The following is a 21,241-nucleotide window of genomic DNA, read 5'->3' as shown; positions in this document are numbered from 1 at the left end:
CACTGTTACTCCATGAAGCCTTGCAGCTTGAGTTCGATGGAGCGCGGGTTTTCACCCTCGGCGATGGACAACAGGCCTTCCAGCAGCATTTCGCGGTAACGCGACTGACGATGGGCAATACCCTTGAGCTTGTTGGCCACGGGCAGCAGGATCAGGTTGGCAACGGCCACGCCGTAGATGGTGGCGACGAAAGCCACTGCGATGCCGCTGCCCAACTGACTCGGGTCAGCCAGGTTGCCCATCACGTGAATCAGCCCCATCACCGCGCCGATGATGCCCACGGTCGGCGCATAGCCGCCCATGCTTTCGAAGACCTTGGCAGCCTGAATATCGCGGGTTTCCTGAGTGATGAAATCAACTTCCAGAATGCTGCGAATCGCCGCAGGCTCAGCCCCGTCGACCAACAGTTGCAGGCCTTTGCGGGCATAGCTGTCAGGCTCGGCATCAGCCACTGTTTCCAGCCCCAGCAAACCTTCCTTGCGGGCGGTCATGCTCCAGCCTATGACCCGGTCGACTCCGCCGGGCAGATCGATACGAGGGGGGAAAAGAATCCATCGGACGATCTTCATGGCACGCATGAACGCGCTCATCGGTGACTGCAACAGCGACGCGCCGAGTGTACCGCCCAGCACGATCAAAGCTGCCGGGCCGTTGAGCAATGCCCCCAGGTGGCCGCCTTCAAGGAAGTTACCGCCGATGATCGCGACAAAGGCCAGGATCAGACCGATAAGACTCAGTACATCCATCAGAGACAGGCCTCGACCAGGTGCCGGCCGATGTCATCCAGGCTGTAGATCGCGTCGGCGAGCTCCGCCTTGACGATTGCCATTGGCATGCCATAGATCACGCAGCTTGCTTCATCCTGCGCCCACACGGTACTGCCGGCCTGCTTGAGCAAGCGAGCACCCTCGCGGCCATCAGCGCCCATGCCGGTCAAGACCACCGAGAGCACTTTGTCTCCGTAGGATTTGGCTGCCGAGCCGAAGGTGATGTCCACACAGGGCTTGTAGTTCAGGCGTTCGTCGCCTGGCAGGATCTTCACCGTGCCACGAGCGTCCACCATCATCTGCTTGCCGCCAGGCGCCAGCAACGCCAGACCCGGACGCAGCACATCACCGTCTTCCGCTTCCTTGACGCTGATCTTGCACAGTTTGTCGAGACGCTCGGCAAAGGCCTTGGTGAAGGCTGCCGGCATGTGCTGGATCAGCACCAGAGGTGCCGGAAAATTGGCTGGCAGCTGGGTCAGTACCCGTTGCAGGGCAACCGGACCGCCCGTCGAGGTGCCGATGGCGACCAGCTTATAGGCTTTGCGCTTGGCGGTGCCGGTGGTTACCGGGTGCGCAGGCGCATGATGAGCATGTCCATGAGCCGCCGGGGCCGGCGCTGGCGCGGCCGTACGAGCCGGTGCGGTTCGGGCCGGCGCGGTTGCCGAGGGCGCAGGCGCAGCGGCGCGACTGGACAGGGTCGAAGGCGTGGCGGCCGCCGGTGCCGACGAGGCAGCGCTCGCCGAGCCGAAACCGCTCGAACGACGGTTGCTGCGCGAAATGCTGTTGATCTTCTCGCACAGCAGTTGCTTGACCTTCTGCGGATTGCGCGAAATGTCTTCGAAATTCTTGGGCAGGAAATCCACGGCGCCGGCATCGAGCGCGTCCAGCGTCACGCGCGCACCTTCGTGCGTCAGCGACGAGAACATCAAGACCGGGGTGGGAATGCGCTGCATGATATGGCGGACTGCCGTAATGCCATCCATCATCGGCATTTCGTAGTCCATGGTGATGACGTCAGGCTTGAGCGCCAGCGCCTGCTCAATCGCTTCCTTGCCGTTGGTGGCGGTGCCGACAACTACGATGTTGGGGTCCGAAGAAAGAATTTCCGTGACGCGGCGGCGGAAGAAACCGGAATCATCCACCACCAGGACCTTGACTGCCATAAACACTCCAATAGGTGCTGCAGGCAGCCAGGCTGCCCGCAACCCCGGATTCAAATACGCCGTGCGGCGTAACGCTTGAGCATGCTGGGTACATCGAGAATCAAGGCAATACGACCGTCACCGGTAATGGTGGCGCCCGACATACCTGGCGTACCCTGCAGCATCTTGCCCAGCGGTTTGATAACCACCTCTTCCTGACCGACCAGCTGATCGACAACGAAGCCGATCCGCTGAGTGCCCACCGTCAGAATCACGACGTGCCCTTCTCGCTGCTCTTCATGAGCGGCCGAACTGACCAGCCAGCGCTTGAGGTAAAACAGCGGCAAGGCCTTGTCACGAACGATCACCACTTCCTGACCGTCAACCACGTTGGTTGTCGACAGGTTCAGGTGGAAGATTTCGTTGACGTTGACCAATGGGAAGGCGAATGCCTGGTTGCCCAGCATCACCATCAGGGTCGGCATGATCGCCAGGGTCAACGGGACCTTGATGACGATCTTGGAACCCTGGCCCTTGGTCGAGTAGATATTGATCGAGCCGTTGAGCTGGGAAATCTTGGTTTTCACCACGTCCATGCCCACACCACGGCCAGAGACGTCGGAAATCTCGGTCTTGGTCGAGAAGCCCGGGGCAAAGATCAGGTTGTAGCAATCGGTGTCGCTCAACCGATCAGCCGCATCCTTGTCCATGACGCCACGCTTGACCGCAATGGAGCGCAGGACGTTAGGGTCCATGCCTTTGCCGTCATCGGAAATCGACAGCAGGATATGGTCGCCTTCCTGCTCTGCCGAAAGAATGACCCGACCGCCGCGAGACTTGCCGGTGGCTTCGCGCTCTTCCGGGGTTTCGATACCGTGATCGACCGCGTTGCGCACCAAGTGGACCAGCGGGTCGGCAAGCGCCTCTACGAGGTTCTTGTCGAGGTCGGTTTCTTCGCCGACCAGTTCCAGGTTGATCTCTTTCTTGAGCTGGCGGGCCAGGTCGCGAACCAGACGCGGGAAGCGACCGAACACTTTCTTGATCGGCTGCATGCGGGTTTTCATCACCGCGGTCTGCAGGTCGGCGGTCACCACGTCCAGGTTGGAAACCGCCTTGGACATGGCTTCGTCGCCGCTATTGAGACCCAGACGAACCAGACGGTTACGCACCAGGACCAACTCGCCGACCATGTTCATGATCTCGTCCAGGCGGGCGGTATCAACACGAACAGTGGTTTCAGCTTCGGTCGCGACCGGTTTTTCACTCGGAGGCGCGGCAGCGCGTGCCGGTGCCGGAGCAGCAGCGGGCTTGGCTGGCTCGGCCTTCGCAGCCGGTGCAGGCGCTGCGGCAGGCTTGGCAACAGGCGCCGGAGCGGCAGCCACCGGGGCTGGTGCCTTGGCAACAACAGCTCCAGGTTCGAATTTGCCCTTGCCATGCAGCTCGTCGAGCAGGTTTTCAAATTCGTTATCGGTGATTTCGTCCGATGCCTTCGCGGCAGGCGGAGCCTTGGCAGCAACGGCTGCGGCCGCCGGTGCAGCGGCCACCGGAGCGACTACTGCGGCGTCGAAAGAACCTTTGCCATGCAACTGATCCAGCAGGGCCTCGAATTCATCATCAGTGATTTCGTCACCGGCAGGCGCTGCGCTTGCGCTCTTGGCAGCAGGTGCCGGAGCGGCGGCGGCGTCGGGCGCAAATTTGCCCTTGCCGTGCAACTGATCGAGCAGCGATTCGAATTCCTGATCGGTGATTTCATCGCCCGCGGGTGCAGCAGCGGCGGCAGTCGCGGTGGCCGTTGCTGGCGCAACGGCGGCTACCGGGTTGGCGCCGTGCAGCGAATCCAGCAATTGCTCGAACTCGTCGTCAGTGATGTCGTCACCACCGGCCTGAGCCGCCGCCGGGGCAACAGCCTCGACCACTGGTTCTGGCTCCGGTTCTGGCTCAGGCGCTTCGACCACGTCGGCAGACTGTGGCTCGGCCAGCCGCGACAAGGCGGCCAGCAGCTCTGGCGTCGCCGGCGTGACGTCAGTCCGCTCACGTACTTGACCGAACATGCTGTTGACGGTGTCCAGAGCCTCCAGGACCACATCCATCAGCTCGGAATCAACGCGACGCTCACCCTTGCGGAGGATGTCGAACACGTTTTCGGCGATGTGGCAGCACTCCACCAGCTCATGGAGCTGGAGGAAGCCGGCGCCGCCTTTTACAGTGTGAAAACCGCGAAAAATTGCATTGAGCAGATCAGCATCATCCGGTCGGCTTTCCAGCTCGACCAATTGTTCTGACAACTGCTCCAGAATTTCGCCGGCCTCTACCAGAAAATCCTGAAGGATTTCTTCATCGGCGCCGAAGCTCATGGGGTGCTCCCTAAATTAACCGTCAACAGACCTTAGAAGCCGAGGCTCGATAGCAGATCGTCTACATCATCCTGTCCGGATACGACGTCTTCACGTTTATCGGCATGAATCTGCGGACCTTCACCCTTGGCGAGATGTTTTTTAGGATCTTTTTCTGCAAGGATGGATTCTTCGTCATGTTCGATGCCTGCGAAGCGATCGACATGGCTGGCCATGAGCACCAGCTTGAGCAGATTGCTCTCCACTTCAGTGACGAGCTGCGTGACACGCTTGATGACCTGACCCGTAAGGTCCTGGTAATCCTGAGCCAGCAGAATGTCGTTGAGGTGGCCGGCAACCTCGTGGGTTTCCTTCTCGGTGCGCGTCAGAAAACCATCGACCCGCTTGGCCAGTTCACGAAACTCTTCGGCACCGATTTCGCGGCGCATGAAACGTCCCCAGTCATCGCTCAATGCCTTGGCATCGGTGCTCAGACCGTTCATGACCGGCGTACTTTCCTCGACCAGGTCCATCGTGCGGTTGGCCGCATTCTCGGTCAGCCTTACCACGTACGACAGGCGTTCGGTGGCGTCAGTGATCTGCGACACTTCCTCGGCCTGAGGCATGTGTGGATCAATCTGAAAGTTGACGATTGCACTGTGCAGCTCACGGGTCAGCTTGCCCACTTCCTGATAAAGGCCGCGGTCACGCGTCTGGTTGAGCTCATGGATCAGTTGCACAGCCTCGCCAAAACGACCCTTTTCAAGGCTGGTGACGAGTTCTTGCGCGTGTCTCTTTAGGGTCGACTCAAAGTCGGCCATCGAATCATTGTTATCCATAGCGCCCTCGCGGCATGCATCAGCTATTGACGCGTTCAAAGATCTTTTCGATCTTCTCTTTCAGCGCTTGAGCCGTGAATGGCTTGACTACATAACCGTTCACCCCGGCCTGAGCCGCTTCGATGATCTGCTCGCGCTTCGCTTCGGCGGTGACCATCAGCACGGGAAGACTCTTGAGACGCTCATCTGCACGAACTTGACGCAACAGATCGATACCGGACATGCCAGGCATGTTCCAGTCGGTGACCAGAAAGTCAAAAGCACCGCTTTGCAGCATCGGCAAGGCGGTCAGACCATCATCCGCTTCCGATGTGTTGGTAAACCCCAGATCACGCAACAGGTTCTTGATGATCCGCCGCATCGTTGAGAAGTCATCAACGATGAGGATTTTCATGTTCTTGTCCAATTCGACCTCCAAGCAGTCTTTAACGCGTTCAGCACCTGAACACGCTGTTCACTCAATACTGGCACAGCACACCCCCAGCTGTACGAAACGACGACGGGCTTGGCACAACGACAGGCAAAGATCCTGAACGAAAACCCATCGAGACATTGCTCGACGGGCTCGCGCCTTGTCTATCCTGTTACCACGTAACGCTTTGCACAGCCGGCATGCAGACAACCCGCGACCTGAGCCGCGGAATGCCGTCAACGCGCTCGCCACTCCCCCAAACGCCCTCGCAAACGAGCTGCGCACTGGCTGTGTAACTGACTGACTCGAGATTCGCTGACCCCAAGAACCTCTCCGATTTCCTTGAGGTTCAGCTCTTCGTCGTAGTACAGCGCCAACACCAGACGCTCGCGCTCTGGCAAATTGGCGATTGCATCGGCCAACGCGGCCTGGAAGCGCTCGTCTTCCAGGTCGCGCGACGGCTCAAGCGAACCGCTTGCGCCGTCCTCGTGCAGCCCTTCATGATCGCCGTCCTGCAAAAGGTCGTCGAAACTGAAGAGGCGGCTGCCCAAGGTGTCATTCAAAATCCCGTAATAATCATCAAGACTCAACTGGAGTTCGGCAGCAACCTCGTGATCTTTAGCGTCACGTCCGGTTTTTGCTTCAATTGCCCGAATTGCGTCACTGACCATGCGGGTATTGCGGTGTACCGAGCGCGGTGCCCAGTCGCCCTTGCGGACCTCATCGAGCATCGCGCCACGAATCCGGATGCCGGCATAGGTCTCGAAACTCGCACCCTTGGTGGAATCGTATTTGGTAGACACCTCAAGCAGGCCGATCATGCCGGCCTGGATCAGGTCTTCTACCTGCACGCTGGCAGGCAAGCGCGCCAGCAAGTGGTAAGCAATGCGCTTGACCAGAGGCGCATAGCGCTCGATCAGCTCATATTGTGAGTTACGAGAAGTTTTGCTGTACATCTGGTAGCCGCTCGCAGTCATTGCACAGGCCCCGCACTGGTCTGGTGAACGAGTCGCTCAACGAAGAACTCGAGATGACCCCGCGGATTGGCCGGCAATGGCCAGGTATCGACCTTCTGCGCAATGGCCTTGAACGCCAATGCACATTTGGAACGCGGGAATGCTTCGTAGACGGCACGCTGTTTCTGCACGGCCTTGCGCACGCATTCGTCATACGGCACAGCGCCCACATACTGCAGGGCAACATCAAGAAAACGGTCAGTCACTTTGGTGAGCTTGGCGAACAGGTTGCGCCCTTCCTGAGGGCTCTGGGCCATGTTGGCCAGTACCCGGAAGCGGTTCATGCCGTAGTCGCGATTGAGCAGTTTGATCAGGGCGTAGGCATCGGTGATCGACGTGGGCTCGTCGCACACCACCAGCAACACTTCCTGAGCAGCGCGTACGAAGCTCACCACTGATTCGCCGATACCCGCAGCCGTGTCGATCACCAGCACATCGAGGTTGTCGCCAATCTCGCTGAACGCCTGGATCAGGCCGGCATGCTGGGCCGGGGACAAATGCACCATGCTCTGGGTGCCAGACGCCGCAGGCACGATGCGAACACCGCCCGGCCCCTGCAACAGAACGTCGCGCAGTTCGCAGCGACCCTCTATGACATCGGCGAGCGTCCGCTTCGGCGTCAGACCCAGCAGAACGTCGACATTGGCCAGACCAAGATCGGCATCCAGCAGCATGACGCGCCGGCCGAGTTCGGCGAGGGCCAGTGAGAGATTCACTGACACGTTAGTCTTACCGACGCCACCCTTGCCGCCGGTCACCGCGATCACCTGTACGGGATGCATGCTGCCCATGTTATTTCTTTACCTTGTCTTGCGTAGACCGAAACCACACCGAGAACCGCACGTTCGCTAATGAACAATGCCTGGCAGACCGTTGATGCAGGGACATTCCAATACTATCCATCACTTAACCCACTCTCTTGCCAGGGGTGTGATAGAGGTCGGCAAACATATCAGCCATCGCTTCCTCACTTGGCTCATCCTGCATCTGCACACTCACCGCACGACTCACCAGTTGATGACGGCGTGGAATGTGCAGATCCTCAGGAATGCGTGGACCGTCCGTGAGGTAGGCCACTGGTAATTCATGACTGATTGCCAGGCTCAGGACTTCGCCGAGGCTGGCGGTTTCATCAAGCTTGGTCAGAATGCATCCGGCCAGGCCACAACGTTTGTAACTGTGGTACGCAGCGGTCAGCACCTGCTTCTGGCTGGTAGTGGCCAGGACCAGGTAGTTACGTGACTTGATGCCGCGCCCTGCCAGGCTTTCCAGTTGCATGCGCAGTGCAGGATCGCTCGCTTGCAGCCCGGCGGTATCGATCAGCACCACACGCTTGCGCAGCAGCGGCTCCAGCGCCTGAACCAGAGACTGGCCCGGATCAACGTGGGTCACCGGCACATTGAGAATGCGCCCGAGCGTCTTGAGCTGCTCCTGAGCACCGATGCGGAAACTGTCCATGCTGACCAGCGCGATATTCTGCGGGCCGTACTTCAGTACGTAACGGGCCGCCAGCTTGGCCAGCGTGGTGGTCTTGCCCATACCCGCCGGGCCGACCATCGCGATCACGCCACCCTCTTCGAGCGGTTCGATATCAGGCACGGCAATCATGCGCGCCAGGTGGGCCAGCAGCATGCGCCATGCCTGACGCGGCTCGTCGATGTCCGGGATCATCGACAGCAGGTCCCGGGACAACGGGCCGGACAAGCCGACGCGTTGCAGGCGGCGCCACAGATTGGCCTGCTGCGGACGGCTGCCCTGCAGTTGATTCCAGGCCAGGGAGCCCAGCTGGACTTCCAGCAGCTCGCGCAGGCCATTGAGTTCGGAGCGCATCGAGTCAAACGCACGCTGGCCACCGGCAGGCTCGGCAACAGGTGCCGGCGCGTAGGCAAACGGGCGTGGCGGTTCTTCGAGCGTCGGTTCGATATGAGTGTCGGCCGGACTGGACGGCTTGCCGGAGAACAACTGGAGGTTGACCGACGCGTCGCTGTCGCTGCGATTGTTCAATTCTGCCTGAGCGGAGACGATGCGCGACTGAGTCTTGCGCAGCTCGTCCTCCAGCTCCATGTTGGGCACGCGCGGGGCCAGGGCGGAAAGCTTGTAATCCAGAGCAGCAGTCAGCTCTACGCCACCGGCAATGCGCCGGTTACCGATGATGGCCGCCTCGGCGCCCAGCTCATCGCGAACCAGCTTCATGGCTTGACGCATATCGGCGGCGAAAAATCGCTTAACTTGCATGACTCACTACCTCAGCCGTTTGGCCCGACAGTCGCTACGATGGTTACTTGCTTGTTGTCCGGAATTTCCTGATACGCCAGAACATGCATGTTCGGTACAGCCAATCGTCCAAATCGTGACAGCATCGCCCGGACAGGCCCTGCTACCAGAAGAATAACCGGCAACCCTTGAATCTCCTGACGCTGGGCGGCCTCAATCAACGAACGCTGGAGCTTTTCAGCCATGCTGGGTTCAAGCAAAACGCCTTCTTCCTGACCCTGACCAGCCTTCTGTAGACTATTGAGCAATATCTGTTCCAACCTTGGCTCCAGAGTGATAACAGGCAGCTCCGGCTCAATGCCTACAATGCTTTGGACGATTGCGCGGCTCAGACCGACCCGCACTGCCGCCACCAAAGCGGCGGTATCTTGACTCTTGCCGGCGTTGTTGGCGATAGCCTCTGCAATGCTGCGGATGTCACGCACCGGCACATGCTCGGCCAACAGGGCTTGCAGCACGTTGAGCAGCGACGACAGGGACAACACACCCGGCACCAGCTCTTCAGCCAGCTTCGGCGAGCTTTTGGCCAGCAATTGCATCAGTTGCTGGACTTCTTCATGGCCGATCAGCTCATGGGAATGCTTGTACAGAATCTGGTTGAGGTGCGTCGCCACCACGGTGCTGGCGTCCACCACGGTGTAACCCAGCGACTGCGCCTGGCTGCGCTGGCTGATTTCGATCCAGACGGCCTCCAGACCAAACGCCGGGTCTCTGGCGGTGATACCGTTCAGCGTGCCGAACACCTGACCGGGGTTGATGGCCAGCTCGCGGTCCGGGTAAATCTCGGCCTCGGCCAGAATCACGCCCATCAGCGTCAAACGATAGGCGCTGGGCGCCAGGTCAAGGTTGTCGCGGATGTGTACGGTCGGCATCAGGAAACCAAGCTCCTGGGAGAGCTTCTTGCGCACGCCCTTGATCCGCGCGAGCAACTGACCACCCTGGTTGCGATCCACCAGCGGAATCAGGCGGTAACCCACTTCCAGGCCGATGATGTCGATCGGGGTAACGTCATCCCAGCCCAACTCCTTGGAGTCCTGAACGCGGGTTGGCGAGGGCAGCAGGTCTTGCTGGCGCTGCACTTCGGCGATGGCTTCAACCTTCACCTGATTTTCTTTCTTCCACAGCAGGTAGGCGCCGCCAGCGGCCACCAGACCGAGACTGATGAAGGAGAAGTGCGGCATGCCGGGGACCAGGCCCATTACGATCATGATCGCGGCGGAAACGCCCAGCGCTTTGGGCGAGGCAAACATCTGACGGTTGATCAGCTTGCCCATCTCTTCCGAACCGGAAGCACGGGTCACCATGATCGCGGCCGCGGTGGACAACAGCAGTGATGGCAATTGCGCCACCAAACCGTCACCGATGGTCAGCAGGGTATAAACACGACCCGCATCGGCGAACGTCATGTTGTGTTGCAGAATACCGACCAGCATGCCGCCAATCAGGTTGATGAACAGGATCAGCAAGCCGGCGATGGCATCACCGCGCACGAATTTGCTGGCACCGTCCATAGAGCCATAGAACTCGGCTTCCTGAGCGACTTCGGCGCGACGGCGTTTGGCTTCCGGCTGATCGATAAGTCCGGCGTTGAGGTCGGCGTCGATGGCCATCTGTTTGCCGGGCATCGCATCGAGGGTGAAGCGCGCGCTCACCTCGGAGATACGGCCGGCACCTTTGGTGATCACCACGAAGTTGATGATCATCAGAATCGCGAACACCACGATACCCACGACATAGTTGCCGCCGATCACCACTTCACCGAACGCTTGAATCACCTTGCCCGCAGCGGCGTGACCGTCCTGACCGTGCAGCATGACCACCCGCGTGGACGCAACGTTCAGGGCCAGACGCAGCAGCGTGGCCACCAGCAGAATGGTCGGGAAAACCGAGAAGTCCAGCGGCCGCAGTGCATAGACGCAGACCAGCAGGACGACGATGGACAGTGCGATGTTGAACGTGAAAAACACGTCCAGCAGGAACGGCGGCATGGGCAACATCATCATTGCCATCATGACCAGCAACAACAACGGAACACCCAGCTGGCCACGACCCAGGCCCGTGATATTGCTGCGTGCGCTACTGAGTAATTGAGAGCGATCCACTGATTCGTTACCTGCGCACTAGATCAAAACATTGACGCCGATGGCGACCTGTATCGACCCTGTTGCAAAAAGCTGTCCAACTTTTACAAAGCCAGTGGTGGCGGGTTTTAGAGACAGAAGTCGCGTAAATCCTTCGCGCTGAGCGCAGTCAGGAAATCTCTCGTTTGCCTGTGCAAGAGCGGATGCGGAGCGTCTGAAACCAAGGCCTTCCAGATTTCTGCCCGAACGGCTCGGGAGGGAAACGGGCGACGCTCTCTTGTCCGCGAAAGTGTCTGTGTAGTCGCCGAACATGTATCGACTGAAATGCCGTCTTCGCGAACACGTTCGCTCCCACGGCCTCCGGCCAGAATCAAAAGCGGACTTGTGCATAACGATGAACGCGGAGCATGGGCACAATCGCGGTCTGCCAGCAACGAAGGGGGAATGGACTAAGCGTCGCGCTGCAGGTCCGGGGGGATTTTAACGTCGCCCAGTGGATCCGGGCGCTTGCCCTGCCCGGCGTGGAACTGGCGGATCTGGTAGACGTAGGCCAGCACCTGGGCAACGGCCAGATACAGGCCGGCCGGGATTTCCTGGTCCAGCTCGGTGCTGTAGTAGATGGAACGGGCCAAGGCCGCAGATTCCAGGATGAGTATCTGGTTGTGCGCACCGATTTCGCGAATCTTCAGGGCGACGAGGTCGGTCCCCTTGGCCAGCAGCATGGGCGCCCCGCCCTGTTCAGGATCGTATTTCAGGGCCACGGCAAAGTGTGTCGGGTTGGTGATGATCACATCGGCTTCGGGGATCGACGCCATCATTCGCCGCTGAGACATTTCGCGCTGCAACTGACGAATGCGCTGCTTGACCTCCGGGCTGCCTTCGCTGTTCTTGTGCTCGTCGCGCACTTCCTGCTTGGTCATCAGCAGCTTCTTGTGCGCCTCATACAGCACAAACGGGACGTCCGCCGCCGCAATGAATATCAGGCCGCAAGCCATCCAGAAGCTGCTCCACCCCACCACCATCAGGCTGTGGATCATGGCCTGCTCGAGCGGTTCGTGGGCGATGGCAACCAGGTCCTTGCGCTCGCTGCTCAATACCGCCAGCGCCACCGCCAGAATGATCAGGAATTTACCCAATGACTTGAGCAGTTCGACCAGCGCATGAGGCGAGAACATGCGTTTGAGCCCTGCTGCCGGGTTCATCCGGCTGAACTTGGGCATCAGCGATTTGGTTGCAAACAGCCAGCCGCCGAGCATGATCGGCCCTACCAGCGCCGCCACCAGCATGGCAATCAGAAACGGCAACACCACCACCAGCGCGTGCAGGCCGGAACTGAGCAGCGCCTTGCCCATGTACGACTCATCCATCAGCGTTTCACGCGTTATCGTGAAATTGTCGCGCATCAATGCAGACATCATCTGGGCGATGTCGGAACCGAACATCAGCAAGCCGCCCGCGCCCATCAACATCACCACCAGCGTGGTCAGCTCCTTGGAGCGCGCAATCTGACCTTCGGCCCGCGAGTCCTTGACCTTCTTTTCCGTGGGGTCTTCTGTTTTATCCTGACCATTCTCGTTTTCTGCCATCTCAACGAGCCCTCACCATGTCGCGCAACGTCTGCAATGCCTGGGTGGCAATCGGCTGATACTGGTTGAGAATGTCACCCATCGTCATCCACAGAATGACCATGCCCATCACCAGGGTCAGCGGGAAGCCGATGGAAAAGATGTTGAGCTGCGGTGCCGCGCGGGTCATTACGCCAAAGGCGATATTGATGATCAGCAACGCGGTGATCGCCGGCAACACCAGCCTCAGCGCGGAGCCCAGCACCCAGCCCAGACCATTTGCCAGCTCCCAGAAGTTATTGACCAGCAGACCGCTGCCGACCGGCATGCTGGTAAAGCTCTCGACAAGGATTTCCAGGACCACCAGATGCCCGTTCATGGACAGAAACAGCAGGGTCACCAACAGCGTGAAGAACTGACCGACCGTGGCCGACGAAACACCGTTGGTGGGGTCGACCATCGACGCGAAGCCCATGCCCATCTGCGTCGAGATAATCTGCCCCGCCATCACGAAGATGTGGAAGAACAGCTGCAGTGAAAGGCCCATCGCGGCGCCGATGATGATCTGCTCGCCGATCAACAGCAACGCGCTCAGGTCAAGCGCCTCGACCGGCGGCATGGCGGGCAAGGCAGGTGCGACGACGACGGTGATGGCGACGGCCAGGTACATGCGCACCCGGCGGGGAACCAGTGTCGTGCCGATGATCGGCATGGTCATCAGCAGCGCGATGATGCGGAAAAGCGGCAGCATGAAGGCCGCAACCCAGGTACTGATCTGGGTATCGGTCAGCGCAAGCATCGGCTGCATTCGGCGCTAGCCGATCAGCGTCGGAATACTGGTGTACAGCGACAGCATGTATTCCATGAATATTTTCAGCAGCCAGGGGCCGATGACGATCAACGTGACGAGCATCACCAACAGACGCGGCAGGAAGCTCAATGTCTGTTCGTTGATCTGCGTGGCAGCCTGAAACATCGCCACCAGCAGACCGCACAACAGGCTGGGCACCACAAGAATCGCCACCAGCACGGTGGTCAGCCACAGCGCTTCGCGAAACAGATCGACGGCTACTTCCGGCGTCATCGGGCAGACTCCTCAGTAAAACGGCTCATACGCCACCAAAACTGCCAGCCAGGGTGCCGACAATCAGCGCCCAGCCATCCACCAGAACAAACAGCATGATCTTGAACGGCAAGGAAATGATCAGTGGCGACAGCATCATCATACCCATCGCCATCAGCACACTGGCCACCACCAGATCGATGATCAGAAACGGAATGAAGATCATGAAACCGATCTGAAAGGCCGTCTTGAGCTCTGAAATCACGAACGCCGGAACCAGAATGGTCAGCGGGGCCGCGTCCGGCGTGGGGATGTCAGTGCGCTTGGAGAGGCGCATGAACAGCTCAAGGTCGCTGGTGCGCGTCTGCGCCAGCATGAAATCCTTGATCGGCACCTGCGCCTTGGCCACCGCATCCTGCGCCGAAAGCTTTTCAGCCAGGTAAGGCTGCAAGGCGTCCTGATTCACACGATCGAAGACCGGCGCCATGATGAACATGGTCAGAAACAGCGCCATGCCCGTCAGGATCTGGTTTGAAGGGGTCTGCTGCAGGCCCAAGGCCTGACGCAAGATCGAAAAGACGATGATGATCCGGGTGAAGCTGGTCATCAGCATGACGAACGCCGGAATGAAACTCAGCGCAGTCATGATCAGCAGGATCTGCAGGCTGACCGAATACTCCTGCTGTCCGTCAGTGCTGTTGGACAGCGTAATCGCCGGTATCGACAACGGATCGGCCGCCAGCACAGCCGGCGCCACCATGACCAGCATCAGCAGTATCAGGAAACGCAAGGCGCCCATCACTTCTTGTCCTTATCCTTGCCCATCAGCTCCATCAGGCGCTGAGCGAATTCGGGTGTCGCCTGCTCGCGCACCGGCACCTGTACCGGCTCCTTGAGCACATGCAGAGGCGTGATTCGCCCCGGCGTGATACCCAGCAGCACTTGTTCGTTGCCGACCTGAACCAACACCAGACGATCACGCGGGCCCAGTGCGCGCGTGCTCACCAGTTCGATGACCTGCCCGTTGTTCGGCCCCACGCGCTGGACACGGCGCATCACCCATGCCAGCACGAAAATCAGGCCGACCACCAGTATCAAGCCGAGCAACAATTGCAGTAACTGCCCGCCCATACCGCCAGACACCGTGTTGGCCACTTGCGCAGGCGCCGCCTGAACCGCGGGCTCGATAGCCCAGGCCAGCGACGGCCACGTCAGCAGAACACTCAGCCAGCGCTTCATTCAGCGCAGCTTCTTGATGCGTTCGCTCGGGCTGATCACGTCGGTGAGACGGATGCCGAACTTCTCGTTGACCACAACCACTTCGCCGTGAGCGATGAGTGTGCCGTTGACCAGTACGTCCAGCGGTTCGCCAGCCAGACGATCCAGCTCGATGACCGACCCCTGGTTGAGCTGCAACAGGTTGCGGATATTGATATCGGTACTGCCCACTTCCATGGAGATCGACACCGGAATGTCCAGAATCACGTCCAGGTTCGGACCGTCCAGCGTGACCGGCCCCGTGTTCTTCGGCACACTGCCGAATTCTTCCATCGTCAGACGGCTGCCCGAGTTCCCCGCATCCGCAGCCAGCAACGCGTCAATATCCGCTTGCCCGCCGTCGCCGGCCTCGCCCAGTGCCGCAGCCCACTCATCGGCCAGTGCCTGATCTTCAGCAGACGTCATATCGTTTTCATCAGCCATCGGTATTCCTCTGCACGCAGTCTTTCAATTACGCAAAATGTTCGACGTCGACCTGACCGGTCAACGTCGTGCTATGGGTTCGATTACTTGCAGGGCCATCTTGCCCTTGTGGGAGCCAAGCTTGACCTTGAACGAAGGCACGCCGTTGGCACGCAGGACCAGCGATTCACTCAACTCCACCGGAATCACATCACCAGGGCGCATGTGCAGGATGTCCCGCAACGGCAGCTGGCGCTGAGCAATCGTAGTCGTGAGTGGCACGTTGACGTCCAGCACGTCTTCCTTGAGCGCGTTGACCCAGCGCTCGTCCTGATCATCGAGGTCAGACTGGAAGCCGGCATCGAGCATTTCGCGAATCGGCTCGATCATCGAATACGGCATGGTCACGTGCAGGTCGCCGCCGCCGCCATCCAGTTCGATGTGGAAGGTGGAGATCACCACGGCTTCGCTCGGCCCGACGATGTTGGCCATGGCCGGGTTCACTTCCGAGTTGATGTACTCGAAGTTCACTTCCATGATCGCCTGCCAGGCTTCCTTGAGGTCGATGAACGCCTGATCCAGCACCATGCGCACGACGCGCAGTTCGGTCGGGGTGAACTCGCGGCCTTCAATCTTGGCGTGACGTCCGTCGCCGCCGAAAAAGTTGTCCACCAGCTTGAACACCAGCTTGGCGTCGAGAATGAACAGCGCCGTGCCACGCAACGGTTTGATCTTGGCCAGGTTGAGGCTGGTCGGGACGTACAGCGAATGCACATATTCGCCGAACTTCATGACCTGAACCCCGCCCACTGCCACATCCGCCGAGCGGCGCAGCAGGTTGAACATGCTGATACGGGTGTAGCGGGCGAATCGCTCGTTGATCATTTCCAGCGTCGGCATGCGCCCACGGACGATCCGGTCCTGACTGGTCAGGTCGTAACTCTTGACGCTACCAGGCTCGCTGGCGTTGTCAGTCTGGACCATCCCGTCGTCCACGCCATGCAGCAGCGCGTCGATCTCATCCTGGGAGAGCAGGTCTTGCACGGCCATGTGAGGATCCTACTGCAATACGAAGTTAGTGAAGAGCAACTGTTCGATCACGGTTTTGCCGAGTTCTTTCTGAGCCACTTCCTGAATGCTCGCGGTGGCCTTCTGACGCAGCATTTCCTGGCCGATCGGCGAGGCCAGCGATTCAAAAGGGATGGCCGCGAACAGCATGACCAGATTGTTGCGGATCAATGGCATGTGTACTTTCAGGGCTTCCATGTCGGCAGCGTTGCGCCCCAGCATGGTGATGCTGACTTGCATGTAGCGCTGGCGGCCGTTGGCGTTGAAGTTGACCACGAAGGCCGGGGTCATCGGTTCGAACACCGCCACTGGCTTGACGTTGGCCGCAGCCGCTGCGGCGGCCGGGTCTACTTTGCTCTCACTCTTGTGCATGAGGAACCAGGTCGCGCCTACCGACAGACCTACCGCCAGCAGCAGCGCCACGACGGCGATAATGATGAGCTTGAGTTTGCCTTTGGGCGCGGGGTCTTTAACTTCTTCGCTCTTCGCCATGCCAATAATCCGTCACTATTCAAGAGGTTCTTCAATACGTGACAGAGGCAGAGCAAGTGTTATGCCAGAGTTGTACGAAACGGGAAGGTATTGGACACAAGCGGTTACGTGCGGGCGTTTGACTGAACAGCCATCCTGAAACAGGCCATTGACTCTCAAGGCCCCTTTTCGCCACTCCTGACTATCGTGCCGACGCTCTGCGTCGGCATGCAGTTCGTGACGCTCTGCGTCACACGGCGGTTCTGCGACTTCAGGTGGATTGAGGTTCGACTCAGGTCACCTTTTCGCAACTCCTGACTATCGTGCCGACGCTCTGCGTCGGCATGCAGTTCGTGACGCTCTGCGTCACACGGCGGTTCTGCGACTTCAGGTGGATTGAGGTTCGACTCAGGTCACCTTTTCGCAACTCCTGACTATCGTGCCGACGCTCTGCGTCGGCATGCAGTTCGTGACGCTCTGCGTCACACGGCGGTGCTGCGACTTCAGGTGGATTGAGGTTCGACTCAGGTCACCTTTTCGCCCCTCGGCGAGTTACTTTGATGGGGCCAAAGTAACCAAAGCCCCTGGCTCCGTTTCCGGCCCGACTTCGTCGGGTTCCTTCGCCCTGTCACTGATCCGGGGGTCGCCGCAACGGGCCATCCATGGCCCGGTGCGGCTAGCCTGGCGTCCTGCCAGGCTACCCCCGGATCAGCGCCAGGACTCAGCCGTCACTTACGTCGCACTCTGCGTCGTCAGTGCCATCGCTGTAAAAAAGCACTGCTTTTTGAGCCACTGATGACCGGCAAAGCATGACGCTGTGCAGCATGTGGATTTGTCACGCAGGGCGTCACAAATTGCGTACCCACGCGTTGGCATGAGAATCAAAAAACACGCTGTCATCACGCGTAATAGTCAATCTCGCTGGTGCCGATCACGCGTGCCGCAGGCTGACTGACCGGCACGGCCGCGTCGATGCCTGCGATTTCATCCGAGGCGTCACTGGTGCCCATGCCGTTGCCACGGCCGCTGCGTTGGGCGCGGCTGGCTTGTTCCTGGGCCTGTTGCTGGGCCTGCTGTTGCGACTGATCGGACACATTGACGTCGACGTTGCCAAGCCCTTGCTGAACAAACGACTCACGCAATTTCGACATCTGGTTTTCCAGCGCGTCGCGAACGCCCAGATGGGCACTCATGAAGGTCACTTGGGTCTGCTGATCCGGCGCCATGTTGATGCGAATGTCCAGACGGCCCAGTTCGGCAGGCTCGAGCTTGATGTCGGCGGTCTTGAGGTTCTGGCTGGACAGGTACATGACGCGGTCGACAATGCCCTCGGTCCAGCCGCTTTGATGCATGGACAGTGGCTGGTTCATCAACGGCGCGGCAGGTGCAGCTGCCGCACGGGCAGGTTGCGCAGCCTGGCTCAGGGCGGCCAGACGATCCGCGAAGTTGTCTATGCGCGTGTCGCCCGCGGCGCCTTTGACGTCTTTCAGACCTTCGCCGATCAGCCCGCTGAACGATTTGTCGCCGGTTTCCGTACTGCTGTCTTCCGAGGGCAGTTGCTCGCTCAAGGCCGACAGGTTATTGACTAAATTCTGGGTTGGATCGGCTTCTGCGTTCGTAGGCGTCGCCTTGTTGGCGGCCTGGGCATTCTGTGCGGCGAGTTGTGACCTGGCCGTGGCGTTTTCAAGCGCCAATTGCACGGCCTCCAGGCCATCCAGCGGATCTGCATCCGGATTGAAAGCTTCTTCGGCCGCAGCAGGAGCTGCCACCGGGGCCGACGTCAGGGCTGCGATAACCGGTGCGGCGCTGGCGTCTGGCGCCTGCGGCTTGACCGCTGGCGCGGCTGGCGATGCCGGTAGCTGAGCGGCCATTGCCTGCAAAGCCGGGTCCAGAGCAGGATCGACAGCCACTTGCGCGTCGGCCAGCGCCGGATCAACCGATGCCTGTGCATCATCCGGGGCGGCATCAGACTTGACGGATTCGTCAGCGGGCTTGGCAGGCAAGCCATTGCCGCTATCGGCAACGGTCGACTGGTCAGCGGCAGTCGATTGATCGTTTACCGGCTTGTCCTTGCCAGCGGCAACCTTGTCTTTTTCAGGCGCAGACTTGTCGCGGCTCTGCTTGACCGGCGCATCGTCACGTGACGGAACGGAATCCCGAGCCTGCTTCGCATAGACGTTGGAAAAGCTCGAAGCCCCGTCTTTGCTGCTGTCGGCGGATTTGACCGAATTATTGACAGCACCGGACCTGGCGGTCGCAGTGTTCGTGGCCTGAAGAAGTGCATTCGTGGCAAGGGGCATTTCGGTCTCCGCATAAGCAGCTGGTAATCGCCTTACCACCAGAACTTAGCAATATGCGGGCCAACTCGAAAAAGGCGCCTGACCGGAAAGGAACCCTGATTTAAAAGGGCTATGGTTTGAAAGGGGCCAGGCTCAACTGACGAAGAACTGCCGTTCGGCATTGAACAGGCCACGGATGGTCAGGTATTCGCTGTCAATCTTGCCGACCAGCTCTGCCAGACCCGAGGATTGGTGCTCGCGTGCCCGGTCTTCGAGTTGCCTGCACAGGTCGGAAAGACGCAGGGCGCCCATGTTGCTGCTGCTGCCTTTGAAGCTGTGAGCCGTGAGACTCAACTCTTGCAGATCCAGGCTACCGGTTTCAACAGCCTGGCGCAGTTGCGCGATGCGCTGTTCGGAATCCTTGAGAAACACATCCAGCAACGTCGGATATTCGTCCTCCATGACTTCCTGCAAAGCATTCAACACGCTGTAATCCAGATGAATCGACACTTGTTCACTCCTTGATCAAGACTCCAGGACGGATTATGCCACTCCCTCCCAGGTAAATTCCACGCAGGCGATCCTGCCATCCCTGGACCACCGGGCCTCATGACTCAATTCGCGCACCAGGCGCAGACCTCGACCGTACAGCTTATTGCTGGCGGGTACCAACATGTGGACCTTGTCGACATCAAATCCACCGCCACTGTCTTCGACACTCAGGGTCAGCCGGCCACCCTCTCCGACAGGTTCGACGCACAGCGTCATGCGGATAAATCCAGACTCCAGCGCGTCCAGACGCTCGGCCCGGCGCTGGTAATAACGCGCAAAACCGGCCGCATCGTCTTTAAGTGCAGAATCCAACCCTAGCACACCGTGCTCCAGTGCATTGCTGTACAACTCGCCAAGCACCATATGCAGCGCCGCGCCCTGGTTGCGCAAACCATGCACCTCCAACAGCAATTGGAGCACATAAGGCAGCGGATTGAAGCGCTTGAGGGTCGACGCGCGAAACTCGAAGCTCGACGACCAGTCCAGCGGACTCGACGCACCACTGTCGGAATACATCAGCGCCGGCAAGCGCTCAAGCGGTTCTTCAACGGCGCTGATTTCCAACAGGCTGACATCATCGCGCGCCTTGCCGCCGAAATCGTTGAGCGCCTGAAGAATTTCCTGAATCAGCAGATGAGGCTCGCGATTGGCGGACAAAACCCCACGCAATCGTTGCACGCCGAACAACTCATCCCGGCTGTCACTGGTATCGAGCACACCGTCGGACAGCAGGAAGATCCGGTCCCCCGGCGCCAGCGGGTAGACCTGAGTGCGCGCGTCGAAGGCCTCCACACTCAAGATGCCCAGAGGCAGGTGATTCGACACCAGCGGCACATGCTCGCCTTCGGCACCCCGCAACAAATAGCCGTCCGGCAACCCGCCGTTCCACACCTCGACCTGACGCTGCTGAAGGTTGACGCACAACAGCGTTGCGCAACAGAACATGTCCACCGGCAAGATACGCTTGAGCTTGGCGTTCATCTCACGGAGGATTTCCACCAGGCCGTAGCCTTTGGCAGTCATGCCATAGAACACGTCAGCCAGCGGCATGGCCCCCACGGCAGCCGGCAGACCGTGGCCGGTAAAGTCACCGAGCAACACCTGCATGTGCCCGGCCGGCGTGTAGGCAGCCAGCATCAGGTCACCGTTGAACAGCGCATAAGGCGACTGCAAGTAGCGGATATTGCTCGCCCCCAGACACCCGGCATGCGCCACCTGATCAAACACGGCTTTGGCGACACGCTGTTCATTGAGCAGGTATTCATGGTGCCTGGCGATCTGGTCACGCTGCTGGCGAACGGTTTCGTGCAGCACTCGCAAACGGTTCATGGCGTTGATCTTGGCAGCCAGCACCAGCGGGTTGTAAGGCTTGGACATGAAGTCGTCACCGCCGGCATCCAGGCAGCGCGCCAATGCTTCACCCTCGGTCAGCGAGGTCAGGAAAATGATCGGCACCAGCGATTCCCCCGACAGCGCCTTGATTCGCCGCGCGGCCTCGAAACCGTCCATGACCGGCATCATGGCGTCCATCAGGATCAGATGCGGGTTTTCAGACCTGAAGATGGCCACCGCCTCGACGCCATTGGCAGCACTCAACACTCTGTGCCCCTGACGCGCAACGATGGTCGACAGCAGCAATCGGTCACTGGTGCTGTCGTCGGCGATCAGGATGCAGAGGTTTTTCAGAGAGGGCTGCAAG

20 protein-coding genes are annotated in these 21,241 nt (G+C 59.6%); all 20 read right to left on the bottom strand.

What is annotated here, in order from left to right; translation table 11 throughout:
- Positions 1 to 5: 5 nt before the first annotated feature.
- Positions 6 to 746: a flagellar motor protein gene (locus BW686_RS15315; protein WP_084918249.1), complete on the bottom strand. Its 741-nt coding sequence runs from the start codon at positions 744 to 746 to the stop codon at positions 6 to 8.
- Positions 746 to 1,930, bottom strand: coding sequence for a protein-glutamate methylesterase/protein-glutamine glutaminase (locus BW686_RS15310; RefSeq protein ID WP_084918247.1), 1,185 nt, complete (start codon positions 1,928 to 1,930; stop codon positions 746 to 748). Before BW686_RS15310 ends, BW686_RS15315 begins: the two co-directional genes overlap by 1 nt.
- A 50-nt stretch (positions 1,931 to 1,980) precedes the next feature.
- Positions 1,981 to 4,263: a chemotaxis protein CheA gene (locus BW686_RS15305; protein ID WP_084918244.1), complete on the bottom strand. Its 2,283-nt coding sequence runs from the start codon at positions 4,261 to 4,263 to the stop codon at positions 1,981 to 1,983.
- 32 nt (positions 4,264 to 4,295) lie between these two features.
- On the bottom strand, positions 4,296 to 5,081 hold the full coding sequence (locus BW686_RS15300; RefSeq protein WP_084918242.1) for a protein phosphatase CheZ: 786 nt from the start codon (positions 5,079 to 5,081) through the stop codon (positions 4,296 to 4,298).
- Between the two features lie 19 nt (positions 5,082 to 5,100).
- Entirely contained in the window at positions 5,101 to 5,475 is a 375-nt protein-coding gene (locus BW686_RS15295; RefSeq protein ID WP_162234937.1) for a chemotaxis response regulator CheY, read from the bottom strand.
- Positions 5,476 to 5,729: 254 nt separating this feature from the next.
- The gene (gene fliA, locus BW686_RS15290; RefSeq protein WP_003378731.1) at positions 5,730 to 6,470 is read right to left on the bottom strand and encodes an RNA polymerase sigma factor FliA; all 741 of its coding nucleotides are present in this window, start codon (positions 6,468 to 6,470) and stop codon (positions 5,730 to 5,732) included.
- Positions 6,467 to 7,300 carry a flagellar synthesis regulator FleN gene (gene fleN, locus BW686_RS15285; RefSeq protein WP_003412391.1) on the bottom strand — a complete coding sequence of 278 codons (834 nt, stop codon included), beginning with the start codon at positions 7,298 to 7,300 and terminating at the stop codon, positions 6,467 to 6,469. Before fleN ends, fliA begins: the two co-directional genes overlap by 4 nt.
- 115 nt (positions 7,301 to 7,415) lie before the next feature.
- Positions 7,416 to 8,744: a flagellar biosynthesis protein FlhF gene (gene flhF, locus BW686_RS15280; protein ID WP_084918239.1), complete on the bottom strand. Its 1,329-nt coding sequence runs from the start codon at positions 8,742 to 8,744 to the stop codon at positions 7,416 to 7,418.
- Positions 8,745 to 8,755: 11 nt separating this feature from the next.
- Positions 8,756 to 10,885 (bottom strand): flagellar biosynthesis protein FlhA, encoded by a 2,130-nt coding sequence (gene flhA / locus BW686_RS15275; RefSeq protein WP_084918236.1) that lies wholly within the window; start codon positions 10,883 to 10,885, stop codon positions 8,756 to 8,758.
- Between the two features lie 428 nt (positions 10,886 to 11,313).
- Positions 11,314 to 12,450: a flagellar biosynthesis protein FlhB gene (gene flhB / locus BW686_RS15270; protein WP_084918233.1), complete on the bottom strand. Its 1,137-nt coding sequence runs from the start codon at positions 12,448 to 12,450 to the stop codon at positions 11,314 to 11,316.
- A gap of 1 nt (position 12,451) precedes the next feature.
- Complete coding sequence (gene fliR, locus BW686_RS15265) at positions 12,452 to 13,237, bottom strand: flagellar biosynthetic protein FliR (protein WP_084918230.1); 786 nt, start codon at positions 13,235 to 13,237, stop codon at positions 12,452 to 12,454.
- A gap of 6 nt (positions 13,238 to 13,243) precedes the next feature.
- The gene (locus tag BW686_RS15260; RefSeq protein WP_002554277.1) at positions 13,244 to 13,513 is read right to left on the bottom strand and encodes a flagellar biosynthetic protein FliQ; all 270 of its coding nucleotides are present in this window, start codon (positions 13,511 to 13,513) and stop codon (positions 13,244 to 13,246) included.
- 25 nt (positions 13,514 to 13,538) lie between these two features.
- The gene (gene fliP / locus BW686_RS15255) at positions 13,539 to 14,291 is read right to left on the bottom strand and encodes a flagellar type III secretion system pore protein FliP (RefSeq protein WP_005890114.1); all 753 of its coding nucleotides are present in this window, start codon (positions 14,289 to 14,291) and stop codon (positions 13,539 to 13,541) included.
- Positions 14,291 to 14,731, bottom strand: coding sequence for a flagellar biosynthetic protein FliO (gene fliO, locus BW686_RS15250; RefSeq protein ID WP_084918228.1), 441 nt, complete (start codon positions 14,729 to 14,731; stop codon positions 14,291 to 14,293). Before fliO ends, fliP begins: the two co-directional genes overlap by 1 nt.
- Positions 14,732 to 15,193, bottom strand: a complete 462-nt coding sequence (gene fliN, locus BW686_RS15245; RefSeq protein WP_084918225.1) for a flagellar motor switch protein FliN — start codon at positions 15,191 to 15,193, stop codon at positions 14,732 to 14,734.
- A gap of 60 nt (positions 15,194 to 15,253) precedes the next feature.
- Positions 15,254 to 16,222 carry a flagellar motor switch protein FliM gene (gene fliM / locus BW686_RS15240; protein WP_084918222.1) on the bottom strand — a complete coding sequence of 323 codons (969 nt, stop codon included), beginning with the start codon at positions 16,220 to 16,222 and terminating at the stop codon, positions 15,254 to 15,256.
- Positions 16,223 to 16,231: 9 nt separating this feature from the next.
- Positions 16,232 to 16,732 (bottom strand): flagellar basal body-associated protein FliL, encoded by a 501-nt coding sequence (gene fliL / locus BW686_RS15235; RefSeq protein ID WP_084918220.1) that lies wholly within the window; start codon positions 16,730 to 16,732, stop codon positions 16,232 to 16,234.
- Between the two features lie 878 nt (positions 16,733 to 17,610).
- Positions 17,611 to 19,011 carry a flagellar hook-length control protein FliK gene (locus BW686_RS15225; protein WP_084918218.1) on the bottom strand — a complete coding sequence of 467 codons (1,401 nt, stop codon included), beginning with the start codon at positions 19,009 to 19,011 and terminating at the stop codon, positions 17,611 to 17,613.
- 132 nt (positions 19,012 to 19,143) lie between these two features.
- On the bottom strand, positions 19,144 to 19,500 hold the full coding sequence (locus tag BW686_RS15220) for an Hpt domain-containing protein (protein ID WP_084918215.1): 357 nt from the start codon (positions 19,498 to 19,500) through the stop codon (positions 19,144 to 19,146).
- A 33-nt stretch (positions 19,501 to 19,533) separates the two neighbouring features.
- Positions 19,534 to 21,240, bottom strand: a complete 1,707-nt coding sequence (locus BW686_RS15215) for a fused response regulator/phosphatase (RefSeq protein WP_084918213.1) — start codon at positions 21,238 to 21,240, stop codon at positions 19,534 to 19,536.
- Position 21,241 lies beyond the last annotated feature (1 nt).

Source organism: Pseudomonas syringae, from assembly GCF_002157375.1.
Lineage (GTDB): Bacteria > Pseudomonadota > Gammaproteobacteria > Pseudomonadales > Pseudomonadaceae > Aquipseudomonas > Aquipseudomonas syringae_T.
This window is presented reverse-complemented; position numbering and strand designations above follow the sequence as displayed.